At 38.2% G+C, this 21,891-nt stretch carries 19 protein-coding genes; 12 read left to right on the top strand and 7 right to left on the bottom strand.

Features of this window, described 5'->3' with window-relative positions; all coding sequences use genetic code 11:
* Positions 1–24 precede the first annotated feature (24 nt).
* Together I2F17_RS00340 and epmA are read left to right on the top strand one after the other, a co-directional pair.
* Positions 25–1,089, top strand: coding sequence for a 4-phosphoerythronate dehydrogenase (locus I2F17_RS00340; RefSeq protein ID WP_211138805.1), 1,065 nt, complete (start codon positions 25–27; stop codon positions 1,087–1,089).
* Complete coding sequence (gene epmA / locus I2F17_RS00335) at positions 1,067–2,059, top strand: EF-P lysine aminoacylase EpmA (RefSeq protein ID WP_235985880.1); 993 nt, start codon at positions 1,067–1,069, stop codon at positions 2,057–2,059. Before I2F17_RS00340 ends, epmA begins: the two co-directional genes overlap by 23 nt.
* 8 nt (positions 2,060–2,067) lie before the next feature.
* On the opposite strand, the gene I2F17_RS00330 is transcribed toward epmA, so the two are convergent.
* From I2F17_RS00330 to I2F17_RS00305, 6 genes are all read right to left on the bottom strand, one after another.
* The gene (locus tag I2F17_RS00330; protein WP_211138804.1) at positions 2,068–3,306 is read right to left on the bottom strand and encodes a multifunctional CCA addition/repair protein; all 1,239 of its coding nucleotides are present in this window, start codon (positions 3,304–3,306) and stop codon (positions 2,068–2,070) included.
* Between the two features lie 87 nt (positions 3,307–3,393).
* Positions 3,394–5,664 carry an NADP-dependent malic enzyme gene (locus I2F17_RS00325; protein WP_196422983.1) on the bottom strand — a complete coding sequence of 757 codons (2,271 nt, stop codon included), beginning with the start codon at positions 5,662–5,664 and terminating at the stop codon, positions 3,394–3,396.
* A 135-nt stretch (positions 5,665–5,799) separates the two neighbouring features.
* Positions 5,800–8,616: a sensor domain-containing protein gene (locus tag I2F17_RS00320; protein WP_211138803.1), complete on the bottom strand. Its 2,817-nt coding sequence runs from the start codon at positions 8,614–8,616 to the stop codon at positions 5,800–5,802.
* A gap of 62 nt (positions 8,617–8,678) precedes the next feature.
* Positions 8,679–9,395, bottom strand: coding sequence for a 16S rRNA (uracil(1498)-N(3))-methyltransferase (locus I2F17_RS00315; RefSeq protein WP_196422985.1), 717 nt, complete (start codon positions 9,393–9,395; stop codon positions 8,679–8,681).
* A gap of 229 nt (positions 9,396–9,624) precedes the next feature.
* Complete coding sequence (locus I2F17_RS00310) at positions 9,625–10,776, bottom strand: DUF1624 domain-containing protein (RefSeq protein ID WP_196422986.1); 1,152 nt, start codon at positions 10,774–10,776, stop codon at positions 9,625–9,627.
* Between the two features lie 201 nt (positions 10,777–10,977).
* Positions 10,978–11,583, bottom strand: a complete 606-nt coding sequence (locus tag I2F17_RS00305) for a CHAP domain-containing protein (RefSeq protein ID WP_213014392.1) — start codon at positions 11,581–11,583, stop codon at positions 10,978–10,980.
* Between the two features lie 318 nt (positions 11,584–11,901).
* On the opposite strand from I2F17_RS00305, the gene ahr reads away from it, so the two are divergent.
* Positions 11,902–12,924 carry an NADPH-dependent aldehyde reductase Ahr gene (gene ahr, locus I2F17_RS00300; protein ID WP_211138802.1) on the top strand — a complete coding sequence of 341 codons (1,023 nt, stop codon included), beginning with the start codon at positions 11,902–11,904 and terminating at the stop codon, positions 12,922–12,924.
* A 61-nt stretch (positions 12,925–12,985) separates the two neighbouring features.
* Here the strand turns inward: ahr and lipA are convergent, their stop codons facing one another.
* Complete coding sequence (lipA, locus tag I2F17_RS00295) at positions 12,986–13,999, bottom strand: lipoyl synthase (RefSeq protein ID WP_211138801.1); 1,014 nt, start codon at positions 13,997–13,999, stop codon at positions 12,986–12,988.
* A gap of 234 nt (positions 14,000–14,233) precedes the next feature.
* Here lipA and sthA point away from each other — a divergent pair, with 234 nt between their 5' ends.
* The 9 genes from sthA (at position 14,234) to ureG (ending at position 21,810) form a co-directional block, all read left to right on the top strand.
* Positions 14,234–15,649: a Si-specific NAD(P)(+) transhydrogenase gene (gene sthA, locus I2F17_RS00290; RefSeq protein ID WP_196422989.1), complete on the top strand. Its 1,416-nt coding sequence runs from the start codon at positions 14,234–14,236 to the stop codon at positions 15,647–15,649.
* 392 nt (positions 15,650–16,041) lie between these two features.
* Positions 16,042–16,545: a DNA starvation/stationary phase protection protein Dps gene (dps, locus tag I2F17_RS00285; RefSeq protein ID WP_196422990.1), complete on the top strand. Its 504-nt coding sequence runs from the start codon at positions 16,042–16,044 to the stop codon at positions 16,543–16,545.
* Between the two features lie 160 nt (positions 16,546–16,705).
* A complete protein-coding gene (locus I2F17_RS00280) occupies positions 16,706–17,569 on the top strand; it encodes an urease accessory protein UreD (RefSeq protein WP_211138800.1) in 864 nt (287 codons plus the stop codon).
* Between the two features lie 88 nt (positions 17,570–17,657).
* Positions 17,658–17,960 (top strand): urease subunit gamma, encoded by a 303-nt coding sequence (gene ureA / locus I2F17_RS00275; protein WP_196422992.1) that lies wholly within the window; start codon positions 17,658–17,660, stop codon positions 17,958–17,960.
* A 9-nt stretch (positions 17,961–17,969) separates the two neighbouring features.
* Entirely contained in the window at positions 17,970–18,278 is a 309-nt protein-coding gene (locus I2F17_RS12545) for an urease subunit beta (protein WP_196422993.1), read from the top strand.
* A gap of 15 nt (positions 18,279–18,293) precedes the next feature.
* A complete protein-coding gene (gene ureC / locus I2F17_RS00270; protein WP_235985879.1) occupies positions 18,294–19,994 on the top strand; it encodes an urease subunit alpha in 1,701 nt (566 codons plus the stop codon).
* A gap of 51 nt (positions 19,995–20,045) precedes the next feature.
* Entirely contained in the window at positions 20,046–20,528 is a 483-nt protein-coding gene (ureE, locus tag I2F17_RS00265; protein WP_196422995.1) for an urease accessory protein UreE, read from the top strand.
* Positions 20,518–21,180 (top strand): urease accessory protein UreF, encoded by a 663-nt coding sequence (locus tag I2F17_RS00260; RefSeq protein ID WP_196422996.1) that lies wholly within the window; start codon positions 20,518–20,520, stop codon positions 21,178–21,180. Before ureE ends, I2F17_RS00260 begins: the two co-directional genes overlap by 11 nt.
* A gap of 15 nt (positions 21,181–21,195) precedes the next feature.
* Positions 21,196–21,810: an urease accessory protein UreG gene (ureG, locus tag I2F17_RS00255; protein ID WP_196422997.1), complete on the top strand. Its 615-nt coding sequence runs from the start codon at positions 21,196–21,198 to the stop codon at positions 21,808–21,810.
* Positions 21,811–21,891 lie beyond the last annotated feature (81 nt).

The following is a 21,891-nucleotide window of genomic DNA, read 5'->3' as shown; positions in this document are numbered from 1 at the left end:
AAACAGAAAGTTGGTTTTAAGTCTATGAAAATTATAGCAGATGAAAACCTTGCACTGACGGAGTACTTTTTTTCTGATGTAGCACAGGTGGTTTCGTTGCCCGGCCGCACGCTAAATTCAGTGGATGTGCATGAAGCAGATGCTCTACTTGTGCGTTCAATTACGCAGGTTAATCAAGCATTATTACATGGAAGTTCAGTAAAATTTGTTGGTAGTGCAACCATTGGGATTGATCATTTAGATACTGACTATTTACAACAACAAAACATCACATGGGCAAATGCTGCCGGTTGTAATGCACAAGCAGTGGCAGAATATGTGGTTACCGCACTGTTATATATTAAGCCGCAATTACTTTTTGCGGGTAAAACATTTACACTGGGTATTGTTGGGTTAGGTAATGTTGGACAACGTCTTGCTAAAGTGGCAAATGCACTTGGTTGGCAGGTTGTAGGATCTGATCCATTTGTTTCACATGCAGATATTCAGCATGTGTCTTTTGAAGAATTACTACAATTGGCAGATGCGGTGTCTATTCATGTTCCATTAACACACACAGGAACACACCCAACGTATCATTTATTTAATGAAAAAGTATTTTCCCAATTGAAACCACAAGCGATTGTATTAAACAGTGCACGTGGGGCAGTGGTGTCTGAACAAGCACTATTGAAGGATATACAACAGACACAGCGTGATGTGGTACTCGATGTATTTGAACATGAACCAAAAATAAGTGCTGATTTGCTAGATGCAGTGACATTAGTGACTCCACATATTGCAGGATATAGTTTAGAAGGCAAGGCACGAGGAACACAAATGATTTATGACGCATTTTGTGATCATTTACAACAGTGCGTACAGAAAGATTTTACGACCCAATTACCTGTGTGCCAGCAATTTCAACAACCATTACGCATGGCACTCAAGCAAAATATAAAACAAATTTACGATATTGCCCAAGACGATCGAAACTTACGTGCATGTGTCGACCATCAAATGGTGTCCCAACATGCATTTGACGCACTGCGTAAAAATTATGCTCTACGCAGAGAATGGGCTTCTCATGGAATCGATTTCAATGCCTAATTTAACTTACCAACCGACATGTGAACTTCATGCTATTCGAGCACGTGCAGATTTGTATCAGCATATACGTGCATTTTTTGCTCAAAAACAAGTCCTCGAAGTTGAAACACCTCTCCTGTCTTCTGCAGGAGTTACGGATGTTCATTTGGCTTCAATTGCCACTTTAAGGCATGTACAGGGTAAAGCACAACAGCATTATTTACATACGTCACCTGAGTTTGCGATGAAACGCCTGTTGGCAAGTGGCAGTGGTCCAATTTACCAAATTTGTAAAGTATTTCGAGATAATGAGCATGGCCGTAAACATAATAGTGAATTTACCATGCTTGAATGGTATCGTCCTCATTTTTCGTTACGTCAATTAATGCACGAAACCACTGAGTTATTACAGCAGTGTGGTTCAGCCCGTTTGGCTGATGTTCGTCCAATTGTGTTGAGTTATAAGCATGCTTTTATGGATCGTTTAGACATAAACCCGATAACAGCTACTTTACAGCAACTTAAAGAGAGCACAAGGCGAGTTGGTTTAGAGATTGATTTGGGTGAAGATCGTTTGGCGTATATCGATTTACTTTTTTCACACATGGTCGAGCCAAGCTTGGGGTTTGATACACCAGTATTTTTAACGAATTTTCCTCCCGAAATGGCATCATTGGCTAAAACGCAATTAGATGATGATGGAGAAGAAGTTGCAGCACGTTTTGAGTTGTATATTAATGGCTTAGAGCTTGCAAATGCATATGATGAATTGGTTGATGCACAAGTATTAAGACAGCGTTTTAATACAGATAATGCAATGAGAGCGCAATTGGGGCTTAAATGTATGCCATTAGATGAACACTTATTGGCTGCCTTACCACATATGCCTGCATGTGCAGGCATTGCGTTAGGCATAGACCGTTTATTAATGATTATTCAAGATCATATGCGTTTAGAGCAAGTGATTACATTTCCTGCACATTTAGCATAAACCATGCCTTAAGCATGGCTGATGAGAAAATCTGCTTTAAGTGTAGCTAATGCTTCTATGCGTTTTGCAATCAGCATTTCACCAATATCTGGGCCTTTGATGTCTGTAGGTAAATCTTGCGCCTTAATGGCTCTTACACAATGAATGGCCGCTTTCATGTATTTTGCTTGAGGGTAGGGGCGATCTTCTAACCCTAAACGCCCTTTTGCATCGCTTTCACAGGCTTGGATAAACTCTACAACTTTTTCTGGCCGTCTTAAAACATCTAAACGCTGTAATAAACGCCAAAGTGTGCCCGGTTTCAGTTGTAGTGCTTGATGACACTTGAGATGTTCTTTACAGACAGAAATCGCAAGTTTTTTGGTACTTGTGGGCACTTTTAAACGATCAGATAGTGCAGTTACAGGCACAACACCACGAGATTCATGCATGGTGTGTCGAGGTAAAACATCTTTTGGAGTTAATGCTTTACCAAGGTCATGTACGAGTACTGAAAAGCGGACATCTAAACTGTAATTATTTTTACATGCTTGCTGTAGAGACATGAGTGTATGAATACCACAATCAATTTCTGGATGAAATTCAGGACGTTGTGGTATGCCAAAGAGAGCATCTATTTCAGGGAACAACACTTTGAGTGCGCCACATTCACGCAAGACGTGGAAATAAACATCGGCATGGCGTTCCATAAGGGCACGAGATGTTTCTTTCCATACTCGTTCTGGGGTTAAATGGGTGAGCTCTCCTGATTCACTGAGCATCTGCATGAGTTGTAATGTTTCAGGTGCAATGGTAAATCCATACTGAGCGTATCGTGCAGCAAATCGTGCGACTCGTAGTACTCTTAAAGGATCTTCTGCAAAAGCATCAGAGACATGTCTCAATATTTTATATTCTAAATCGGATTGTCCACCATAGGGGTCAAAAATTTGCCCTGTATTTTGATCTTGAGCGATGGCATTGATGGTTAAATCGCGCCGTATTAAATCTTGTTCTAAGGAAATATTGGGTGACGTTGAAAACTCAAAACCATGATAGCCTTGGCCTTTTTTTCGTTCCATACGAGCAAGTGCGTACTCTTCTTTTGTTTTTGGATGAAGAAAAACAGGAAAGTCTTTACCTACAGGTTGATATCCTAAGGCAATTAGGTGTTGTGGCGATGCTCCAACCACAACGTAATCTTTTTCTTGATATGGGTGGCCAAGTAGCTGATCTCTAACAGCTCCACCGACTAAATAAACACGCATGAAAAAACCTCTATTCTTGACATTATGATGCATGAGAATAGAGGTTTCTACAAGTTAGAAAGTTAAAGCATTTTGTATATTAAATGCTTATTTCCCTTGATGAATTACTTCAGCAACAGTCAGTGCAGTCATATTGACGACACGGCGAGTTGTGGCTGTTGGTGTTAAAATATGTGTTGGTTTAGCTGCACCAAGTAGAATTGGACCCACCGTAACATTATTACCTGCCGTAGACTTGAGCAAGTTAAATGAAATGTTTGCTGCATCTAGGTTTGGCATAATTAACAGATTCGCTGAACCACTATAGCGTGAGTCAGGGAAAGCAAAGTTACGAATATTTTCGTCAATTGCAGCATCACCATGCATTTCACCTTCAACTTGTAAATCAGGTGCTCGTTCAGTGACTAATTTATAGACTTCACGCATTTTTTGAGCGCTTGGGTCAAGTGGATCACTACCAAAACTTGAATGTGACAGTAACGCAATCCGTGGCTCGATACCAAATCGACGTACTTCTTCTGCTGCCAATACGGTCATTTCTGCCAGTTGTTCAGCTGTTGGGTTTGCATTAACGTAAGTGTCTGCAATAAATAGGTTACGGCCTTCGAGCATGAGTGTATTTAGGCTAAAGAAGTGATTAGATCCTTCTTTCATGCCAATAACATGACGGACAAAATCTAAATGCATGTCATAACTACCATACGTTCCACAGAGCATGCCATCGACTTTGCCTGATTTTAAGAGCATCGTGGCAATGAGTGTAGAACGACGACGTGCCTCACGTTGAGCAAATGCAACGGTCACGCCCTGACGTTTCATCATTTGGTGGTAGTCTTTCCAAATAATTTCATAGTCGGGATTGTTATCTTGGTCGACAATTTCAATATTAATGCCATTGTGTAAGCGTAAGCCAAGCTTTTTAATATTGGCTTCAATTACAGTTGTACGACCCACTAAAATTGGTCGAGCAATGCCTTCATCAACCACCACTTGTGCTGCACGTAAAATACGTACATCTTCACCTTCTGCATATGCAATACGTTTTGGTGCAGCTTTTGCTTGTGCAAAAACGGGTTTCATAATAAATGCAGTGTTATACACAAACTCAGACAATTGCTGATTGTAGCTGTTCATGTCTTGAATAGGGCGAGTTGCAACACCAGAATCCATAGCCGCTTTAGCAACTGCAGGTGCAATTTCTAAAATTAAGCGTGGATCAAGTGGTCCAGGAATCAAATAGTCGCGACCAAAAGCCGAAGATTTTTCACCGTAACTTGTTGAGTCTGCTTCAACATGCGCCATACGAGCAATTGCATGTACACAAGCCACTTTCATTTCTTCGTTGATTGTACTTGCACCAACATCTAATGCACCACGGAAAATATAAGGGAAACATAGTGCATTGTTTACCTGATTTGGGTAATCAGAGCGTCCTGTGGCCATAATGACATCATCACGCACAGCATGGGCATCTTCTGGTAGGATTTCTGGATTAGGATTCGCTAATGCAAAAATAATTGGCTGCTTCGCCATTTTTTTAACCATTTCTTGGGTTAAAATGCCTGCCGCTGAAAGCCCTAAGAACATATCTGCATCTTGGATAACTTCATCGAGCTGTGTTTGTGCAATATCTTGCATATAACGTTGTTTTGAAGCATCAAGTTGACTGCGTGATGTTGTAATTAAACCTCGTGAATCCGCAACAATAATGTTTTCTTTACGAGCACCTAAAGCACACAATAAATCCAAACACGATAACGCTGCCGCGCCTGCACCAGATGCGACAATTTTGATGTTTTCAAGTGTTTTACCGTTGAGTTGTAGTGCATTCATTAAAGCTGCACCGACAATAATACTGGTTCCATGTTGGTCATCATGAAATACAGGTATTCCCATACGTTCACGTAATTTTTGTTCAATATAGAAGCATTCAGGTGCTTTAATATCTTCTAAGTTAATTCCGCCAAATGTTGGCTCAAGTGCTGCAACAATATCTACAATTTTATCTGGATCATTTTCAGCAATTTCAATATCAAAAACATCAATTCCTGCAAATTTTTTAAATAAAACGCCTTTACCTTCCATTACAGGTTTAGAGGCTAACGGGCCTATGTTACCTAACCCAAGTACAGCAGTACCATTGGTGACAACAGCAACAAGGTTACCACGAGCGGTGTATCTTGCAGCAGTTGCAGGGTCACGTGCAATTTCTAAACAAGGCTCTGCAACACCGGGAGAATATGCCAAAGCCAAATCACGTTGATTACTCAGTTGCTTACTAGGCGTTACGCTAATTTTGCCTGGTTTTGGGAACTCATGGTACATTAGCGCTTGCTGTTTCAGTGTTTGATCGTCCATTTTTATCTCATTTACTGCGGTTAATCTAGCATGTGCTAGTCGAATTTTTTGAATATACCACTACTTTAGTATACTCGCACAGCTTCAAAACTACCAAAATGCATTTGCATGATTGGGGGTTGATTCACTCGATCATTAATGATGTTTTTTTAAATAATCTGTTGCATCTGTTGCACAAAGTGGTTTTGCATAAATATAACCTTGGATCACATCGCATTTTTTTTGCTGTAAGAATTCAAGTTGTTCTTTCGTTTCTACACCTTCAGCAATAATGGTTAAACCAATCGCTTTACCCATGGCAATAATGGCGTTGAGTACAGCAATTTGTGTTTTATCTGTAATGTTTTGAACAAAATGTTGATCGATTTTAATCGCATCAAAAGGAAAGTCAGTCAAATAAGCCAGTGATGAATAACCTGTACCAAAGTCATCTAATGAAAGCGTCAGACCTCGTTTTTTCAAAGAGTGAAGTAAGGTCTTAATTCGATCAGTTTTCTCTATCAGTGCAGATTCAGTGAGTTCAAATTCTAAACTTTGGCCTTTAATTTGATATTTTGCTAAAATTTCATCGAGTAATTCTAATAATTGACCTCGGTATAATTGTTGAGGATCGATATTAATAGAGATACTAATATCTTGATAACCGAGCATTTGCCATGCTTTTGCTTGTTTTGCGGCTTCCTCTAAAACGTAATGCCCAATTTCTGAAATCATACTGGTTTGTTTTGCATAAGAAAGAAACTGTGATGGCGGAATTAATCCTTTTTGGGGATGATTCCATCGAATGAGTGCCTCAAATCCAAAGATTTTTTCATTGGCGGTTTTAATTTTAGGTTGATAGAAAACTTCTAAGCCTTGATTTTTGATGGCATATCTCAATTCATTTTCTAAGTTTACATCTTGTGTATAGTTGATTTTTTGTTGTGAATAATATTGTATGGTATTTCCACCTAAACGCTGTGCTTGAAGCAGTGCTTGGTGAGCATGATTGTTCATTTGCTCAGCATTGAGTGCATGTTCAGGATAAATAGATACTCCTATAGATACCGTTAAAATTAAATCTTGCTGATTAATTTTAAAAGGCTCATTAAAATCATGAATGACTCGACCACATACTTCTTCAATACTTTTATTGAGTTGACCCGACTCGTAAATGAGTGCAAAGTCGCCTCTATTAATACAAGCCACAATAAATGCATCACGGTGATTGATATTTAAACGATCTGCTGTGCTTTTCAAAAGTTGGTTGATTGCAGTATTTCCCAAAAACTCATGTAAGGCATTAAATCGATCGATTGATAAATAAATGACGGCAAGTTGTGACAATGTTTTACGTTTTGTGAGCATGAGCTCGTACAATTTAAAGTTGTAGTAAAAACGGTTGGGAAGTTGAGTAACATCGTCATAATTTTTTAAAAAAGAAAGTCGCTCTTCTTGTTTTTTTTGAGCGGTTAAATCAGAAACAATACCAATATAATGTGAAGTACCACGCTGTTGGTCTATGACAGATTGAATATGCCAACCAAGATTGAGAGGTTCACTTGAAATAAACTTCTCTTCAAATTCACCAATGTATTTCCCCGTATTTTTGAGTTGATCTGTAACAGAAAAATGTAAACTACGCTGTTGAGGTGTATATTTATCTGTCAAATCAAATAATTGTTTGCCAAGAAGGTCTTTTTCCTTTGAGCCAGATAGATGACAGAAAAATGGATTTGCATTAATAAATCTTAAATCTTGATCTAACGTAATAATACCAATATTGAGGTTTTTAATAATATTGGTTGATAAGTTAATTTGGTTTTGGTTGTCTTTTTCTTGTTCAATGTTTTTAAATAAACCCATCATGAGTACAGGCTCATTTTTTTGGGAATCATATTCTACCACTTGACCAATAGTAGAAAACCACGTCCATGCATTTTGATGGAACACTCGACACTCACACTCAAAAATTTCATGAGTATGATTCAAATGTTTTTTAAGTTGTGATAAAAAATGCGCTGTATCGTCTGGATGAATAAAGCCTTCGGTATATTCAGCGATCATTGCATCGTTACGTAAAAAAGTGAAAAAAGTATCGTTGACATAAAATGTACTTTTTTCAATATCCCATTGCCAAGTATGGTTGTAGGATTCATTTTGAGCGAGCTGAAGTAATATTTTTTGCTTATGCGTCAGTTGATTTTTTTCATCTAAATCTTCGCTGATATTGGTATATTCTTTCCTGAGACGTTCTTTTTGACTCGCTAAAGTCTTCATTTTTTGGGTTTGTTCTTCATACTTATTTTTTTCTTCGAGTGTTTGGCGTTGTTGCTGTTTTAGCATGTATGTATTGATTAGCATTTGATTAACATGCTTTTTATAATTTCGATTGAGTACAATGGCGCTTAGGTACACAGACAAAAAAATGAAATTAAATGAAAGTGGTAAAAATCCTGCAACATTTTCTTGTGTAATTGGTTGCAAAAGTAGTGTTGGAAATGTAATGGGTAGAGCCACTAAAAAGAAATAATTGAGTTTAAAGCTCAAATAACATAGTGCAGAAAACAAAGATGTTGTGACTAAAATAATCGTGATATAAAAGGTATCGGAAAAAGCCAGCGTTGGGTAGTGCATTGGTAAGTAGATGTGTAATAAATAAATTGCACAGCCCAAACTTATGCCAACACATAAACAAATGGTATTGCAAATATGGTTAATATCATCTAAATGCGTTTCTTTTTTACTATGGTATTGAACTAATAAAAAAAGTATTAAAATCAGGCTATTGTTAATGATAAAAAACAGATTAACTATTTGAGAATATTGTGGAAAGCTAATATTGAAATTAATACAAATAAATAGACAAACAAAAAAGACACTTAACAAAAAAGGTTTTAAGTGTCGTGTTGCTACAGAATTTTTATAGCTAGAGAGCGTTTGAACTTCTAATTCTTCTGATGGAAAGAGCATATAGTGACCTTAATCAAATACTTGGTGCTTTGACAAAGAGATAACAATACATCGCAGTCATATTATTTAAATACAAAATTTAAAATAGACAGTGCTGTAATTGGTGCAGTTTCTGTGCGCAGTACACGCTCACCGATACACCATGGTACAAAACCATACTCTTGGGTGTGTTCAAGTTCTGTATCTGATAAACCACCTTCAGGGCCGATGAGTAAGGCAAGTGTGTGTTTGGCATTGTGGAGCGGGTTTTCAGTACGATTATTGGGTGCAAGTACAAGCTTGGTTTCAGGCAAGTCAGACATGAGCCAGTCATTGAGTGTGAGTGGAGCATGAACGGTCGGTACAATATTTAAGCCACATTGTTCACATGCTGCAATGGCAATATTTTGCCAGTGTTCGATTTTTTTTTGATCTCTTTCATATTTTAATCGCATTTCACAACGTTCACTAGTGAGAAGTTGAATGTCATGAACACCTAGTTCGACAGCCTTTTGAATGGCATAATCCATACGGTCACCTTTAGACATCACTTGGCCTAAAGTTGCTTTAAAAGATGGTGTACGGTTATCTGGATTGTATGCTGTAATTTCAACAATTGCATTTTTCTTATTTATTTCAATAACAGTGGCCTCATATTCTCCACCTAGACCATTAAATAAAATCGCTTGATCATTAATTTTCGCACGTAAGACTTTAATCCAATGATGAAAGACAGTTTCTGTAAGTTCAACATGTGTATTACATGCTAGTGCGGTGTCGATATAAAAACGGCTACTCATGGAAAAATGACTCTTTTATGTATTTGTGGGTGAGGTCTTTAGATCTCTCACGAGTTCTGATCTGCACATATTATAAAATGTGTGATTTGTATTCCACTGTCAATAAACCATTCGCACAGTTTTAATACAACTTTAGAATGGTCACTTTAGATATTGTGATATTTTGGCCAATACTTTATATGATTTAAGAGTGATGGGCAGATACATTTGAGAATCTGCCCATTTGATTTTAAAAATATTTTAAAATACGAATCTGTTTGTTGTTGTGTTTAAAGCGTGCGAAAAGTGCAACCAATGGGTAAAGTACAATAGATAAAATGATGGCGGTTATCCATAAACTCAGTACGCTGTCTAAGCCAAAATATTGACCATGGTTTAAACCATATTGCATGACAGCAATACTGTATAAGAGTTTCAATACAAATAAATGCAAGATATAAAAAAACATAGGCACAGAGCCATAGACGACCAATGGCTTGATCCATGAATGCATTTGCTTTTTTTCCAAAAAGACCAATAAGAGTAGCCCAACCCCGACATTAAACAGTATAAAGAGTAATGATGGCGGATACTTTGTAAGATTAAAAAAGCTCATCATGGTTTCAAGTGTGGTTGGCATGCTGACCCATGGATGGTCGCCATAGATATTGATACATCGTAATACAAAAAATATGGCAATAAACAATATACCTGCTTTCATGAGCGTGTTTTGGCGTTGTTTTGCAAGCACATGACGTCCAAACCATGCTTCGCCAAAACAATAACCAAGCAAAATCACCCCAATCCAAGGTAAAACAGGATACGAGGTGCGAAGTTTAAATTGATCATTGAGAACAATCCAACCTCGTTCATGCAAAATATTCCATAAGGGTTGAATACTTGGCACATCTTTAAATGATATTGGATCAAGCAAATTATGCCCAAAAATAATGAGTAGTGCTAAAACCCAACGTATTTTTTGCGGAAGGGCAATTAATCCAGCCAATGCAAGCATACTGATACCAATTGCCCAAATGACTTGTAGGTACATCACCTGTGGGATTAGTTGACCAGTCCATGCAAAATTAATGACAGTAATTTCAAGCAGGATTAAAAACAATCCTCGTTTAAATAAAAAAGCACGTGTCATAGAGAGATTATTGTTTTTCGCTTGGTATAAATAGGCAGAGAGTCCAGTTAAAAAAACAAACATTGGAGCACATAAATGGGCTAAAACACGCCCAAAATATAAGGTAGGTTCTGTTTGTGAAATGACCATGGGGTCTGCAACTTGATGATGAACGTAAAAAGTGTCTCTGACATGATCTAGCATCATAATTAAAATGATAAGACCTCGAAGTGCATCAATGGCAAGAAGGCGCTGTGAAAGTTGGGCTGACATGAGAAAATAAAAATAATTAAAGATATGTTATAAGGTAACATATGTACGTGATTGATAGTATGAAATTATTGATATAATTAAAAAATCACTGAGATAAATTTGAATTTTTAAACATGCTAAAAATACAGAATAATCTTATGTTTATCGTAGATTATTCTGTATTTGTATTTAAGCTTAGAAAGGCATCAGTATTCAAGCGGGTTAACTTAATCTGTAGTACTTATATGTAGCGCTACCACCATAAACGGCATAGCTGTTTTGTCTAAAGTCAGATACCCAGTTTTTACCTGTATATCCTGCAATATGTCCGTAACCATGTGTTTTTGTGCGTACAATAATATAAATGTCTCCTTCTTGGGGTTTGTCAAAAGCAGGAGAAATACGTTTATACCCAATTTTCTCTAAAGTTTGCCCCCAATCGGCAGCAGCAACAGGGTGTGATTTGACTTGTGCACCTGCAGATTCTAAAGCTAAACGTACATGTTTAGCACATTTTTCGGTACTGCGATGATATGCATTACGCGTTAATGTATGTGCAAATTTACTCACATTAATTGATTTTTTATGTTTGGGAGCTGTTTGTGCAGTCGCATGATAATGATGTTTAGTGGTGGTTGTTTTTTGTAATGTATGCAGTGTTTTATTTTTATGATGAGATGCGTGGTTTTTTTTTGCGATGAGCTTTTCTTGATTTGATGGATGTTTTTTCTGTGGAGTTATCTTTTTTACAGATTGCTTTTGATGAGCAATGGTGTGACTGTGCACATTAACATGGTGTTCTACGTGGTGGTGTGAGTGGTCAATCATTTTTAAAAATCTCGTTAACACAGACTGCGAACAGCGATCACTGAGCGACTTTGGAAGAATTGCAATGGTATAACATTACATTTTTCTAAGCCATACAAATTTAAAGAAAAAGAACATGAAGCAGTTACAAAATGTAAATATTTTCATGGTAAACGTTACTTTAAACATGTTGTTTATATAAGATGAACCTTAAAATTTCTATAAATAAAAATGATGTAATTTGTAATAGCGTGAAATGTTTTTTAAAATATTGATTATACTGAAGCTGAAATAATAAATATTTTATCTATGTTTTGTTTGAATCTAGGAGCACGATTAATGTCGCAACAAAATATTATTCAAGCGTATGCTGCTAAAGCACCACATGAGCCACTGGTTCCTTATAGTTTCGATGCAGGTGAACTTGCAAATTCACAGGTTGAAATTGAGGTCGAATACTGTGGTGTATGTCATTCAGATTTATCTATTATTAATAATGATTGGGGTGTTTCATCTTATCCTGTGGTTGCAGGCCATGAAGTGATTGGTAAGGTTGTTCGTTTAGGGAGTGATGCAAAAGGGCTGAAGCTTGGACAGCGTGTTGGTATTGGTTGGACTGCGGAAAGTTGTGGTGCATGTGATCCATGTGTTGGTGGTGATCAAGTGTTATGTGGTCAGCAAAAAGCCACTATCGTTGGCCGTGAGGGTGGTTTCGCCAATAAAGTACGTGCAGATTGGCAGTGGGTAATCCCTTTACCGGATGATTTAGATCCTGAAAGTGCAGGGCCTTTATTGTGTGGTGGTGTCACTGTATTTACACCAATGTTGCAAAATGAAGTCACTGCTTTACATCACGTTGGTGTGATTGGTATTGGTGGTTTGGGTCATATTGCTATTAAATTGCTTAAAGCGTGGGGCTGTGAAATCACTGCTTTTTCATCAAGTGTTGAAAAGACAGATGAGCTTAAAGCAATGGGTGCCGATCATGTTGTCAATAGCCGTGATGCAGAAGCATTAAAAGCTCAGCAAGGCAAATTTGACCTTATTTTAAGTACAGTAAATGTTACATTGGATTGGCCAAGCTATATTAATGCGCTTGCGCCTAAAGGCACAATACATCTTGTAGGTATTCCTTTGGAGCCAATACAAGTGCCAGCACCATTACTTATTGCAGGTATGAAAGCAGTTCGTGGCTCGCTAACGGGCTCTCCTGCGACATTACGTCAGTTGTTGCAATTTGCAGCACGTAAAAATATTGCGCCACAAATTGAAGTGTTTCCAATGTCGAAAGTCAATGAGGCTTTGGCACATCTAAAAGAAGGAAAAGCAAGATATCGCGTGGTTTTAAAAGCAGATTTCTAATGAGATAAACATGCCGAATAAAAAGCAGATTCTGCTTTTTATTCGGTTTTTTATTAAACAGTTATGCTTCTACAGCTTGTACGGTAATTTTACGTGCAGGTGGTGTTTTGCGGCGTACTTGTGGTACAGGTTCGCCATAGTATTGACGATCTGCAAAATAACTTGAACGTACCATCGGTGCAGACCAAATATTTCTAAACCCTAGCTTTCGGCCATGCTCTGCATAACGTTCAAACTCCTCTGGCGTGACAAAGCGGTCTAATGCAGCATGTTCTTTCGAGGGCTGTAAATATTGTCCTATGGTGACATAATCGACCCCATGTGCGTGTAGATCATCGAGTAAGGCTAATACTTCTTCTTCAGTTTCACCTATACCCACCATCAGCCCACATTTTGTCGGTATTTCGGGACAATAATCTTTAAATGTTTTGAGTAATGTCAACGAATGTTGATAATCAGAACCCGGACGCATGGCTTTATAAAGTCGTGGGACGGTTTCAATATTATGGTTGAATACATCGGGTGGACATTCCGTCATAATTCTTAGTGCAGTATCCATGCGGCCACGAAAATCAGGCACTAAAATTTCTAACAGCGTATTTGGGCTGAGTTCTCTTGATTTTTTAATACAATCAACAAAATGTTGTGCACCACCATCGAGTAAATCATCTCGGTCAACGGAGGTAATCACTGCATATTTTAGCTTTAAATTTGCAATGGTTTCAGCCATATGAAGTGGTTCATCTGCATCTAATGCATTTGGTCGACCATGTGCGACATCACAAAATGGGCAGCGCCGTGTACAAATATCACCCATAATCATGAATGTTGCTGTACCACCACCAAAGCATTCGGTCAGGTTAGGGCAAGCGGCTTCTTCACAAACAGTGTGTAGCTTTTGGGCACGTAAGGTGGTCTTGATTCTTTGCACTTCTTCTGGTGCAGTCATTTTCACTCGAATCCAGTCGGGCTTACGTAGCACGTCAACGGTAGGAATCACTTTGACTGGAATTCTGGCTACTTTTTCTGCACCACGCAGTTTTACGCCTTGTTCTGGTTTTTGATACTTTGTCATGGGCAACTTTCCACTGTTTTGACAATTTAAAAAGCGATGTTCTACACGAATAGTATAACCAAAAATAACATGTTTAGGGGTGAAAAACATATTGTTGCAAATACATGACGATGATTTACAACAGCACGTGGAGTGATTTACCTTGAAGCTCGGTTTTTACACTGTATTTTTTAAAATATTCATGTCATAGTTTGAAAAGAAAAATAACAACCTCAAGCATAAGGAGTATGTGATATGTCTCGAAAAAAAGACATAATAGCGGGTAACTTTAGCAAATATGATGCAATTGTACTAGGTGCAGGGCCAGCAGGTGAAGGTGCTGCAATGAAGTTAAGCAAATCGGGTAAAACGGTTGCTGTAGTCGACTTACGAGAACAATTGGGTGGAAACTGCACGCATGTTGGTACGATTCCGAGTAAAGCATTACGCCAAACGGTCTCTAGTATTATTCGTTGCCAACGTGACCCTTTGTTACAAAAGGTGGGCGAGTGGAAGAAGTTTACAATGAATCAGGTGCTTACCCATGCACATCGTGTAATTCAAACACAGGTTGCCACACACACTCGTTTTTATGATCGAAATCATATAGATGTATTTTGTGGGCGAGCATATATTTCAGATCAGCATCATATCGAGGTATTTACGCCAGAAGGTATTAAAAGATACATTCAATTTGATGAGATGGTGATTGCCACAGGAAGTCGTCCATATCGTCCTCAAAACCTAGATTTTAGTCATCCGCGCGTATTTGATTCAGACACGATTTTGAACTTAGATTATAGTATACGAAAAATTATTATTTATGGTGCAGGTGTCATTGGGTGTGAATACGCCTCTATTTTTATTGGTTTAAATCACAAAGTTGATTTAATTAACACGCAAACCAAATTGTTAAGTTATCTAGATGCTGAAATTTCAGATGCATTATCTTATCACCTCAGAGAGCAAGGTGTTTTGATTCGACATCATGAGCAAATAGACAGTTTGGATACCCATGATGACCACGTTGTACTTCATCTTAAAAGTGGTAAAAAAATTAAAGCAGATGCAATTTTATGGTGTAACGGACGATCAGGAAATACGGATGGTTTGGGTTTAGAAAACATTGGCCTAACTCCAAATAGTCGCGGTCAAATGATGGTGAATGAACGCTACCAAACAGAATTACCACATATTTATGCTGCAGGTGATGTTGTGGGTTGGCCGTCTTTGGCATCTGCAGCCTATGATCAAGGGCGCTGTGCAGGATCAAATATGAGCGGTGAAGAAAATGTTAAACCTGTAACTGATATACCAACAGGCATTTATACAATTCCTGAAATATCGTGTTTTGGTAAAACAGAACAGCAGTTAACCGAAGAAAAAATTCCTTATGAAGTCGGACAATCTTCTTTTAGACACCTAGCGCGTGCTCAAATTACAGGAGATACCGAGGGTGAGTTAAAACTGTTATTTCATCGTGATACTTTAGAAATTTTGGGAATTCATTGTTTTGGCAATAATGCTTCTGAAATTATTCATATCGGACAGGCGATTATGCAAAGTCAAAATAATTCTTTAAGGTATTTTGTGGAAGCAACCTTTAACTACCCAACAATGGCTGAAGCTTATCGTGTGGCTGCACTCAATGGTTTAAATCGATTGTTTTAAAAGATGTTATAACGGTACATTGATGCATTTTAACCCAAATAAGTTTGAATGAAAGTGAATGATTTCATATTTTGAATAGGTTTGAGGTTCAATCGTTTAAACACTTAAAATTTTGCGTTTTAAATTTAAAATGTACCGTTAAACGATGATTTCTGAGTGTGTTTTTTGCAAAGAAATCATCATGAAATATATAGTCTGTTTTATTTATGATCTTAATTAATAATCATTTTTATTCTCTTTTGTTATTTTTAAAATAGTTTAAACTTATTTGTAATAACAATGTTTCAAACTTGCTGATATGGTCGATTTTATCGGCTATAGAGCGTATGATTTAATCATAGAAAGACGAAGAAATTTTATCAAAGTTATTATTATTTGAAAGTGAGGACAGGATGAAAACGACTAAACCTAAACAAATCAGCCGTGTTTACACACGTAACAATCTCGATGAAAAAATAAAAGAACCTACACTGAAAATTTTAGGTCAGGTTCTTGCAAACCTGATTGATTTATCGTTAATTACTAAGCAAGCGCATTGGAATATGCGTGGTAGCAACTTTATTGCTGTACACGAAATGTTAGATACATTCCGTACAACCATTATCACTCATTTAGATAATGTTGCAGAACGCTCTGTGCAAATTGGTGGTACGGCATTAGGCAGTGTACAAGGTGTTTCAGCAAATTCACAGCTTAAAGAATACCCAAGTGATATTTACGATGTGCAAGACCACCTTGTAGAGCTTGCCGATCGCTATGCTGTGGTTGCAAACCATTTGCGTTCAATTATCGATGAAATTAAAGATCCAATTTCAGGAGATATTATTCAAGGTGCGCTTGAAGACTTAGACCAATTTTTATGGTTCTTAGAAGCGAACATTGATAAACAGCATTAATTCTGTAGATTGAAAATAAGCCAACGGTGTGTAAATATCGTTGGCTTTTTTATGTTAAATACGCTAAGTGGTTAAAAAATAACTATAAGTGAAATAACTTGGCTTAATTTTGGCATGCTTTATACTGAAAAATATTGATTGCCACATTTTAAAAGACAGCATGAATGGTTTAGAAACACAACAAGAGAAACAGTGGCACGCACGCTTAGAACTAGGTTTTGAATCAGTGAGTGATCGCACCATTATGTCTCATAGAAAGCATTTTGGCCCTGTTCGGGTGCAAAAAATGTTATGGCCTGAAAAAACAGGTGTGTGCCATGCGATTATTGTTCACCCTCCAGCAGGTATTGCAGGGGGTGATCATCTCACGTTTTCTATGTGTGCTAAGCAACATTCACATGCTGTAGTGACCACTCCTGGTGCAGGTAAATGGTATAAAACCAATGGGAAAATGGCTGATCAACATATTCAAATTGAAGTGAATGATGACGCTATATTTGAATGGCTACCACAAGAAACCATGTTGTTCGATGGTGCTATGGCCAAAACTACAACGACGATTTGTTTGTCAGAGCATGCAAGTTTTATTGGCTGGGATATGCTTGTGATTGGTCGCCAAGCTCGACAAGAAAACTTTGTATCAGGACAATATAACAGTCAATTTAAACTACAAAGAGAGCAACATTTATTGGTTGCCGATACACTTTATTTTCAAGGTAGTGATCGATTTTTAAGTTCTTATTTAGGAATGAATGGTCATGCAGTGATGGGGAGTTTTTGGGCGACCCCACCTAAACAATATCGTTCAAGTGTTCAGTTAGATCAACACATTGAGTTGATTCGTGAATTAATGATGCGTATGCATGTGCCTGTAACAATTACCTTACTCAATGATGTTGTTAGTGCGCGTTTTTTAGGCAATGATGTGCGAGTGTGTCATGATGCATTTGCTGCTATACGTGCTAGATTGCGTCAATATTGGTTTGCACTCGAAGAAGCTTACCCAAGAATATGGAAAACCTAGAAAAAAAGGTGTAAAACAATACTGAGTATGCATGATGCTGTTGTAATTTAATCAGATTGGATCCCTATTTCAAATCAAAGGAAAGATCATGGAGTTGAACCCAACGGAAAAAGACAAACTACTTATTTTTACCGCAGGCCTAGTGGCTGAGCGTAGAAAAGCAAGAGGGTTAAAGCTGAATTATCCTGAATCTATTGCATATATTTCGGCTGCACTTTTAGAGGGTGCACGTGATGGCATGACTGTTGCTGAGCTAATGCATTTTGGCACGACATTACTCACAAGAGAAGATGTAATGGATGGCATACCAGAAATGATTCTTGAGGTGCAAGTTGAAGCAACTTTTCCAGATGGCTCTAAATTGGTCACTGTACATCAGCCCATTGTATAAGGATAAATTATGATACCTGGTGAAATTATTTGTTCAGACAATGATATTGAGCTAAATGTTGGGCGTCAAAAAATGAAGCTTAGTGTATCTAATACGGGCGATCGTCCCATTCAAGTGGGTTCACATTTTCATTTTGCAGAAGCCAATGACGCTTTAAATTTTGATCGTGTACAAGCTCGAGGCTATCGATTAAATATTGCAGCAGGTACAGCAATACGATTTGAGCCGGGGCAAACTCGTGACATCGAATTAGTCGCATTGGCAGGAAAACGAGTGGTATACGGCTTTGCAGGTCGTGTGATGGGGCCATTAGATTAAACATAGGATAAAAAAATGAAAATGTCACGCAAAGCCTATACAGAAATGTTTGGCCCTACACTTGGCGATAAAGTACGTCTTGCCGACACTGAACTTTTTGTTGAGGTTGAAAAAGATCTCACTACGTATGGTGAAGAAGTAAAATTTGGTGGCGGTAAAGTGATTCGTGATGGCATGGGGCAATCACAACAGTTAAGTGCCGAAGTGGCAGATACCGTGATTACGAATGCGTTAATTGTGGATTGGTGGGGGATTGTTAAAGCAGATGTAGGGCTTAAAAATGGTCGAATTTGGAAAATCGGTAAAGCAGGAAATCCAGATATTCAACCAGGAATTACGATTCCTTTAGGCGCGGCAACTGAGGTTATTGCAGGTGAAGGTCAAATTTTAACTGCAGGTGGTGTAGATACACATATTCATTGGATTTGCCCACAGCAAGTGGAAACTGCACTCATGTCGGGTGTAACGACCATGATTGGTGGGGGAACAGGGCCTGCGGCAGGAACATCTGCCACTACAGTAACACCGGGGCCATGGCATATTCATCGTATGTTACAAGCAATTGATGATATGCCTATGAATATTGGTTTATTAGGCAAAGGGAATTTGAGTTTGCCAGAGCCTATTCGAGAGCAAATTAAAGCAGGCGTTGTTGGATTAAAACTCCACGAAGACTGGGGTTCAACCCCTGCGGCGATTGATAACTGCTTGAGTGTTGCTGATGAATTTGACGTGCAAGTAGCTATACATACAGACACATTAAATGAAGGTGGTTTTTTAGAGGAAACCTTGGCTGCGTTCAAAGACCGAACTATTCATACCTATCATACTGAAGGGGCTGGTGGTGGACATGCACCAGATATTTTAAAAGCAATTGGTCAAAGTCACGTTTTGCCATCATCTACAAATCCAACCCGACCATATACCGTCAATACGATTGATGAACATTTAGACATGCTCATGGTCTGCCATCATTTAGATCCTGCTATTGCTGAAGATGTTGCTTTTGCTGAAAGTCGAATTCGTAGAGAAACCATTGCTGCTGAAGATATTTTACAAGATTTAGGCGCAATTGCGATGATGTCATCTGATTCGCAAGCCATGGGGCGAGTGGGCGAAGTAATTATTCGTACATGGCAAACAGCACATAAAATGAAACTCCAACGTGGTTCACTCGAAGGCGATCGTTACCAATGTGACAACCAACGGGTAAAACGTTATATCGCAAAATATACTATTAATCCTGCCATTACACATGGATTAAGCCATGAAGTTGGATCAGTTGAAGAAGGGAAATTGGCCGACTTGGTGCTATGGAAACCTGCTTTTTTTGGTGTAAAACCAGCAATGATCATTAAAGGTGGAATGATCGCAGCAGCGCCAATGGGAGATATTAATGCATCTATTCCAACACCACAGCCTGTGCATTATCGCCCTATGTTTGGTGCATCGGCACGAGGCGCTCAACAAACTTGTCTGACATTCTTACCCAAAGTGGCTATTGACGCAGGAATTGCAGCGCAATTGGGGTTAAAAAAACAAATTAGTCCATGTTACAACACGCGTAACATTACTAAAAAAGACATGAAACATAATACATATTGTCCTGTAATGGATGTTCACCCAGAAACCTATGAAGTTCGTGCAGATGGTGAGTTACTGACATGTGAGCCAGCAACGACATTACCTATGGCACAACGATACTTTTTATTTTAATGCACTATAGCCTAATATTCGGCAGATATTTGACTCAAGATAGATTGTTTTATGAAAATTTATACACAACGTTTAGATGAAATTTCATCATCAGATACATTTGACACTTTAGAGTTATGTTTTGATACACGACAAAAATCTAGATTTCGTGCACAAATGAAGGACATGACTGATATTGGTGCAGATTTGCCAAGAACAGGAATTCTTCGCAGTGGCGCATATATTGCCACAAAAGATGGTGATATTTTACGCATTGATGCCAAAGCAGAAACGCTGATGCAAGTCACAGCACAATCAGATTTTGATTTACTCAAAGCCGCGTATCATTTGGGAAATCGTCATGTTCCACTCATGTTAACACCTTCTGCTTTATATTTTGAGCCAGATCATGTACTGGCAGAAATGGTTGAAGGTTTAGGCCTAACAGTGATACAGGTTGAGCATCCTTTTGAACCTGAAAGTGGTGCATATGCTCAACATGCTCATGAGCATCGCTTGAGCCCAATTAAATCTTTACACCATCATGGACATTAATTCAGCCCAATTACTTCAGCTTCTCAGTTTGTCATCTACAGCTTTACCTGTGGGTGCGTATTGTTATTCACAAGGTGTAGAAACAGCCATTCATTGTGGAACTGTGCATGATGAAGCATCAGCAATTCACTATTTTGATGATGTGCTATATATGCTCTTAGCACGCTTTGAATTACCTATTTTAAAGCGGCTACTTCTTTCGTATCAAAATGAAACTGAGTTTTTATCTTGGGCCAATATGTATCGAGCAAGCCGTGAAAGTAAAGAATTATTGGCAGAATCGCAACAACTTGCATTTTCATTGAATGCATGGATTAGAGATGTATTAAAAAAACCAGTTCAAGTAAAGAAGCAATTGGGTTTTGTGCCTGTATATGCACATTTGTGTGGTGAGTTGGGGCTTGGTGTACATGAAGTGCTAACGGCATATACGTTTACTGTACTCGAAAATCAGGTGCTTGCTGCAGTTAAAACCGTGCCTTTAGGTCAGATGAGTGGTCAACGTATTTTATGGCATTTACATGCGCATGTACCATTGGTTGTACAACAAGCAATGGCTTTGCCTGATGAATGTTTATCGAGTGCATTACCCCAATACGCTATGCTAAGCATGCAACATGAAACACAATATTCACGACTTTTTAGATCTTAAAATAAGGAAAAACACATGACACAACGTAGCCCATTGCGTGTAGGTATTGGCGGCCCTGTTGGTTCAGGGAAAACTGCATTAACGTTAAATTTATGTCGTATTTTAAGAGAAAAATACAATATGGCAGTCGTCACCAATGACATTTATACCAAAGAGGATTCAAATTTTCTTACACGTCATCAAGCCATGGACCCAGAGCGAATTGTGGGAGTCGAAACAGGTGGTTGTCCACACACTGCAATTCGTGAAGATGCTTCAATTAACTTGGCGGCTATAGATGATTTATGTGAAAAATTTGATGGGTTAGAGCTGATTATTATTGAAAGTGGTGGAGATAATTTAGCGGCAACGTTTAGTCCTGAACTATCTGATCTAACGCTATATGTGATTGATGTGTCGGGTGGTGAAAAAATTCCACGTAAAGGTGGGCCTGGCATTACTAAATCAGATTTATTAATTATTAACAAAACAGATTTAGCTCCTATGGTTGGGGCAAATTTAGAGATTATGGCACAAGATGCAAAACGTATGCGTGGTGATAAACCTTTCATTTTTTCAAACATGAAAACACAAGATGGTGTAGAACAAGTGATTGAGTTCATAGAAAAGCAGGGGCTTTTTACATCATAAGATTGCGGTGGTATAGTTGTAGCTGGCATTAAATACATCACTACTTTATGTGATTTGTATGAAATCAAAAAGAGGGTAATT

It is taken from the genome of Acinetobacter baretiae (genome assembly GCF_015627105.1).
Classification (GTDB): Bacteria; Pseudomonadota; Gammaproteobacteria; order Pseudomonadales; family Moraxellaceae; genus Acinetobacter; species Acinetobacter baretiae.
The sequence above is the reverse complement of the archived record's forward strand: the minus strand, read 5'-3'. Positions and strand labels throughout refer to the sequence as shown.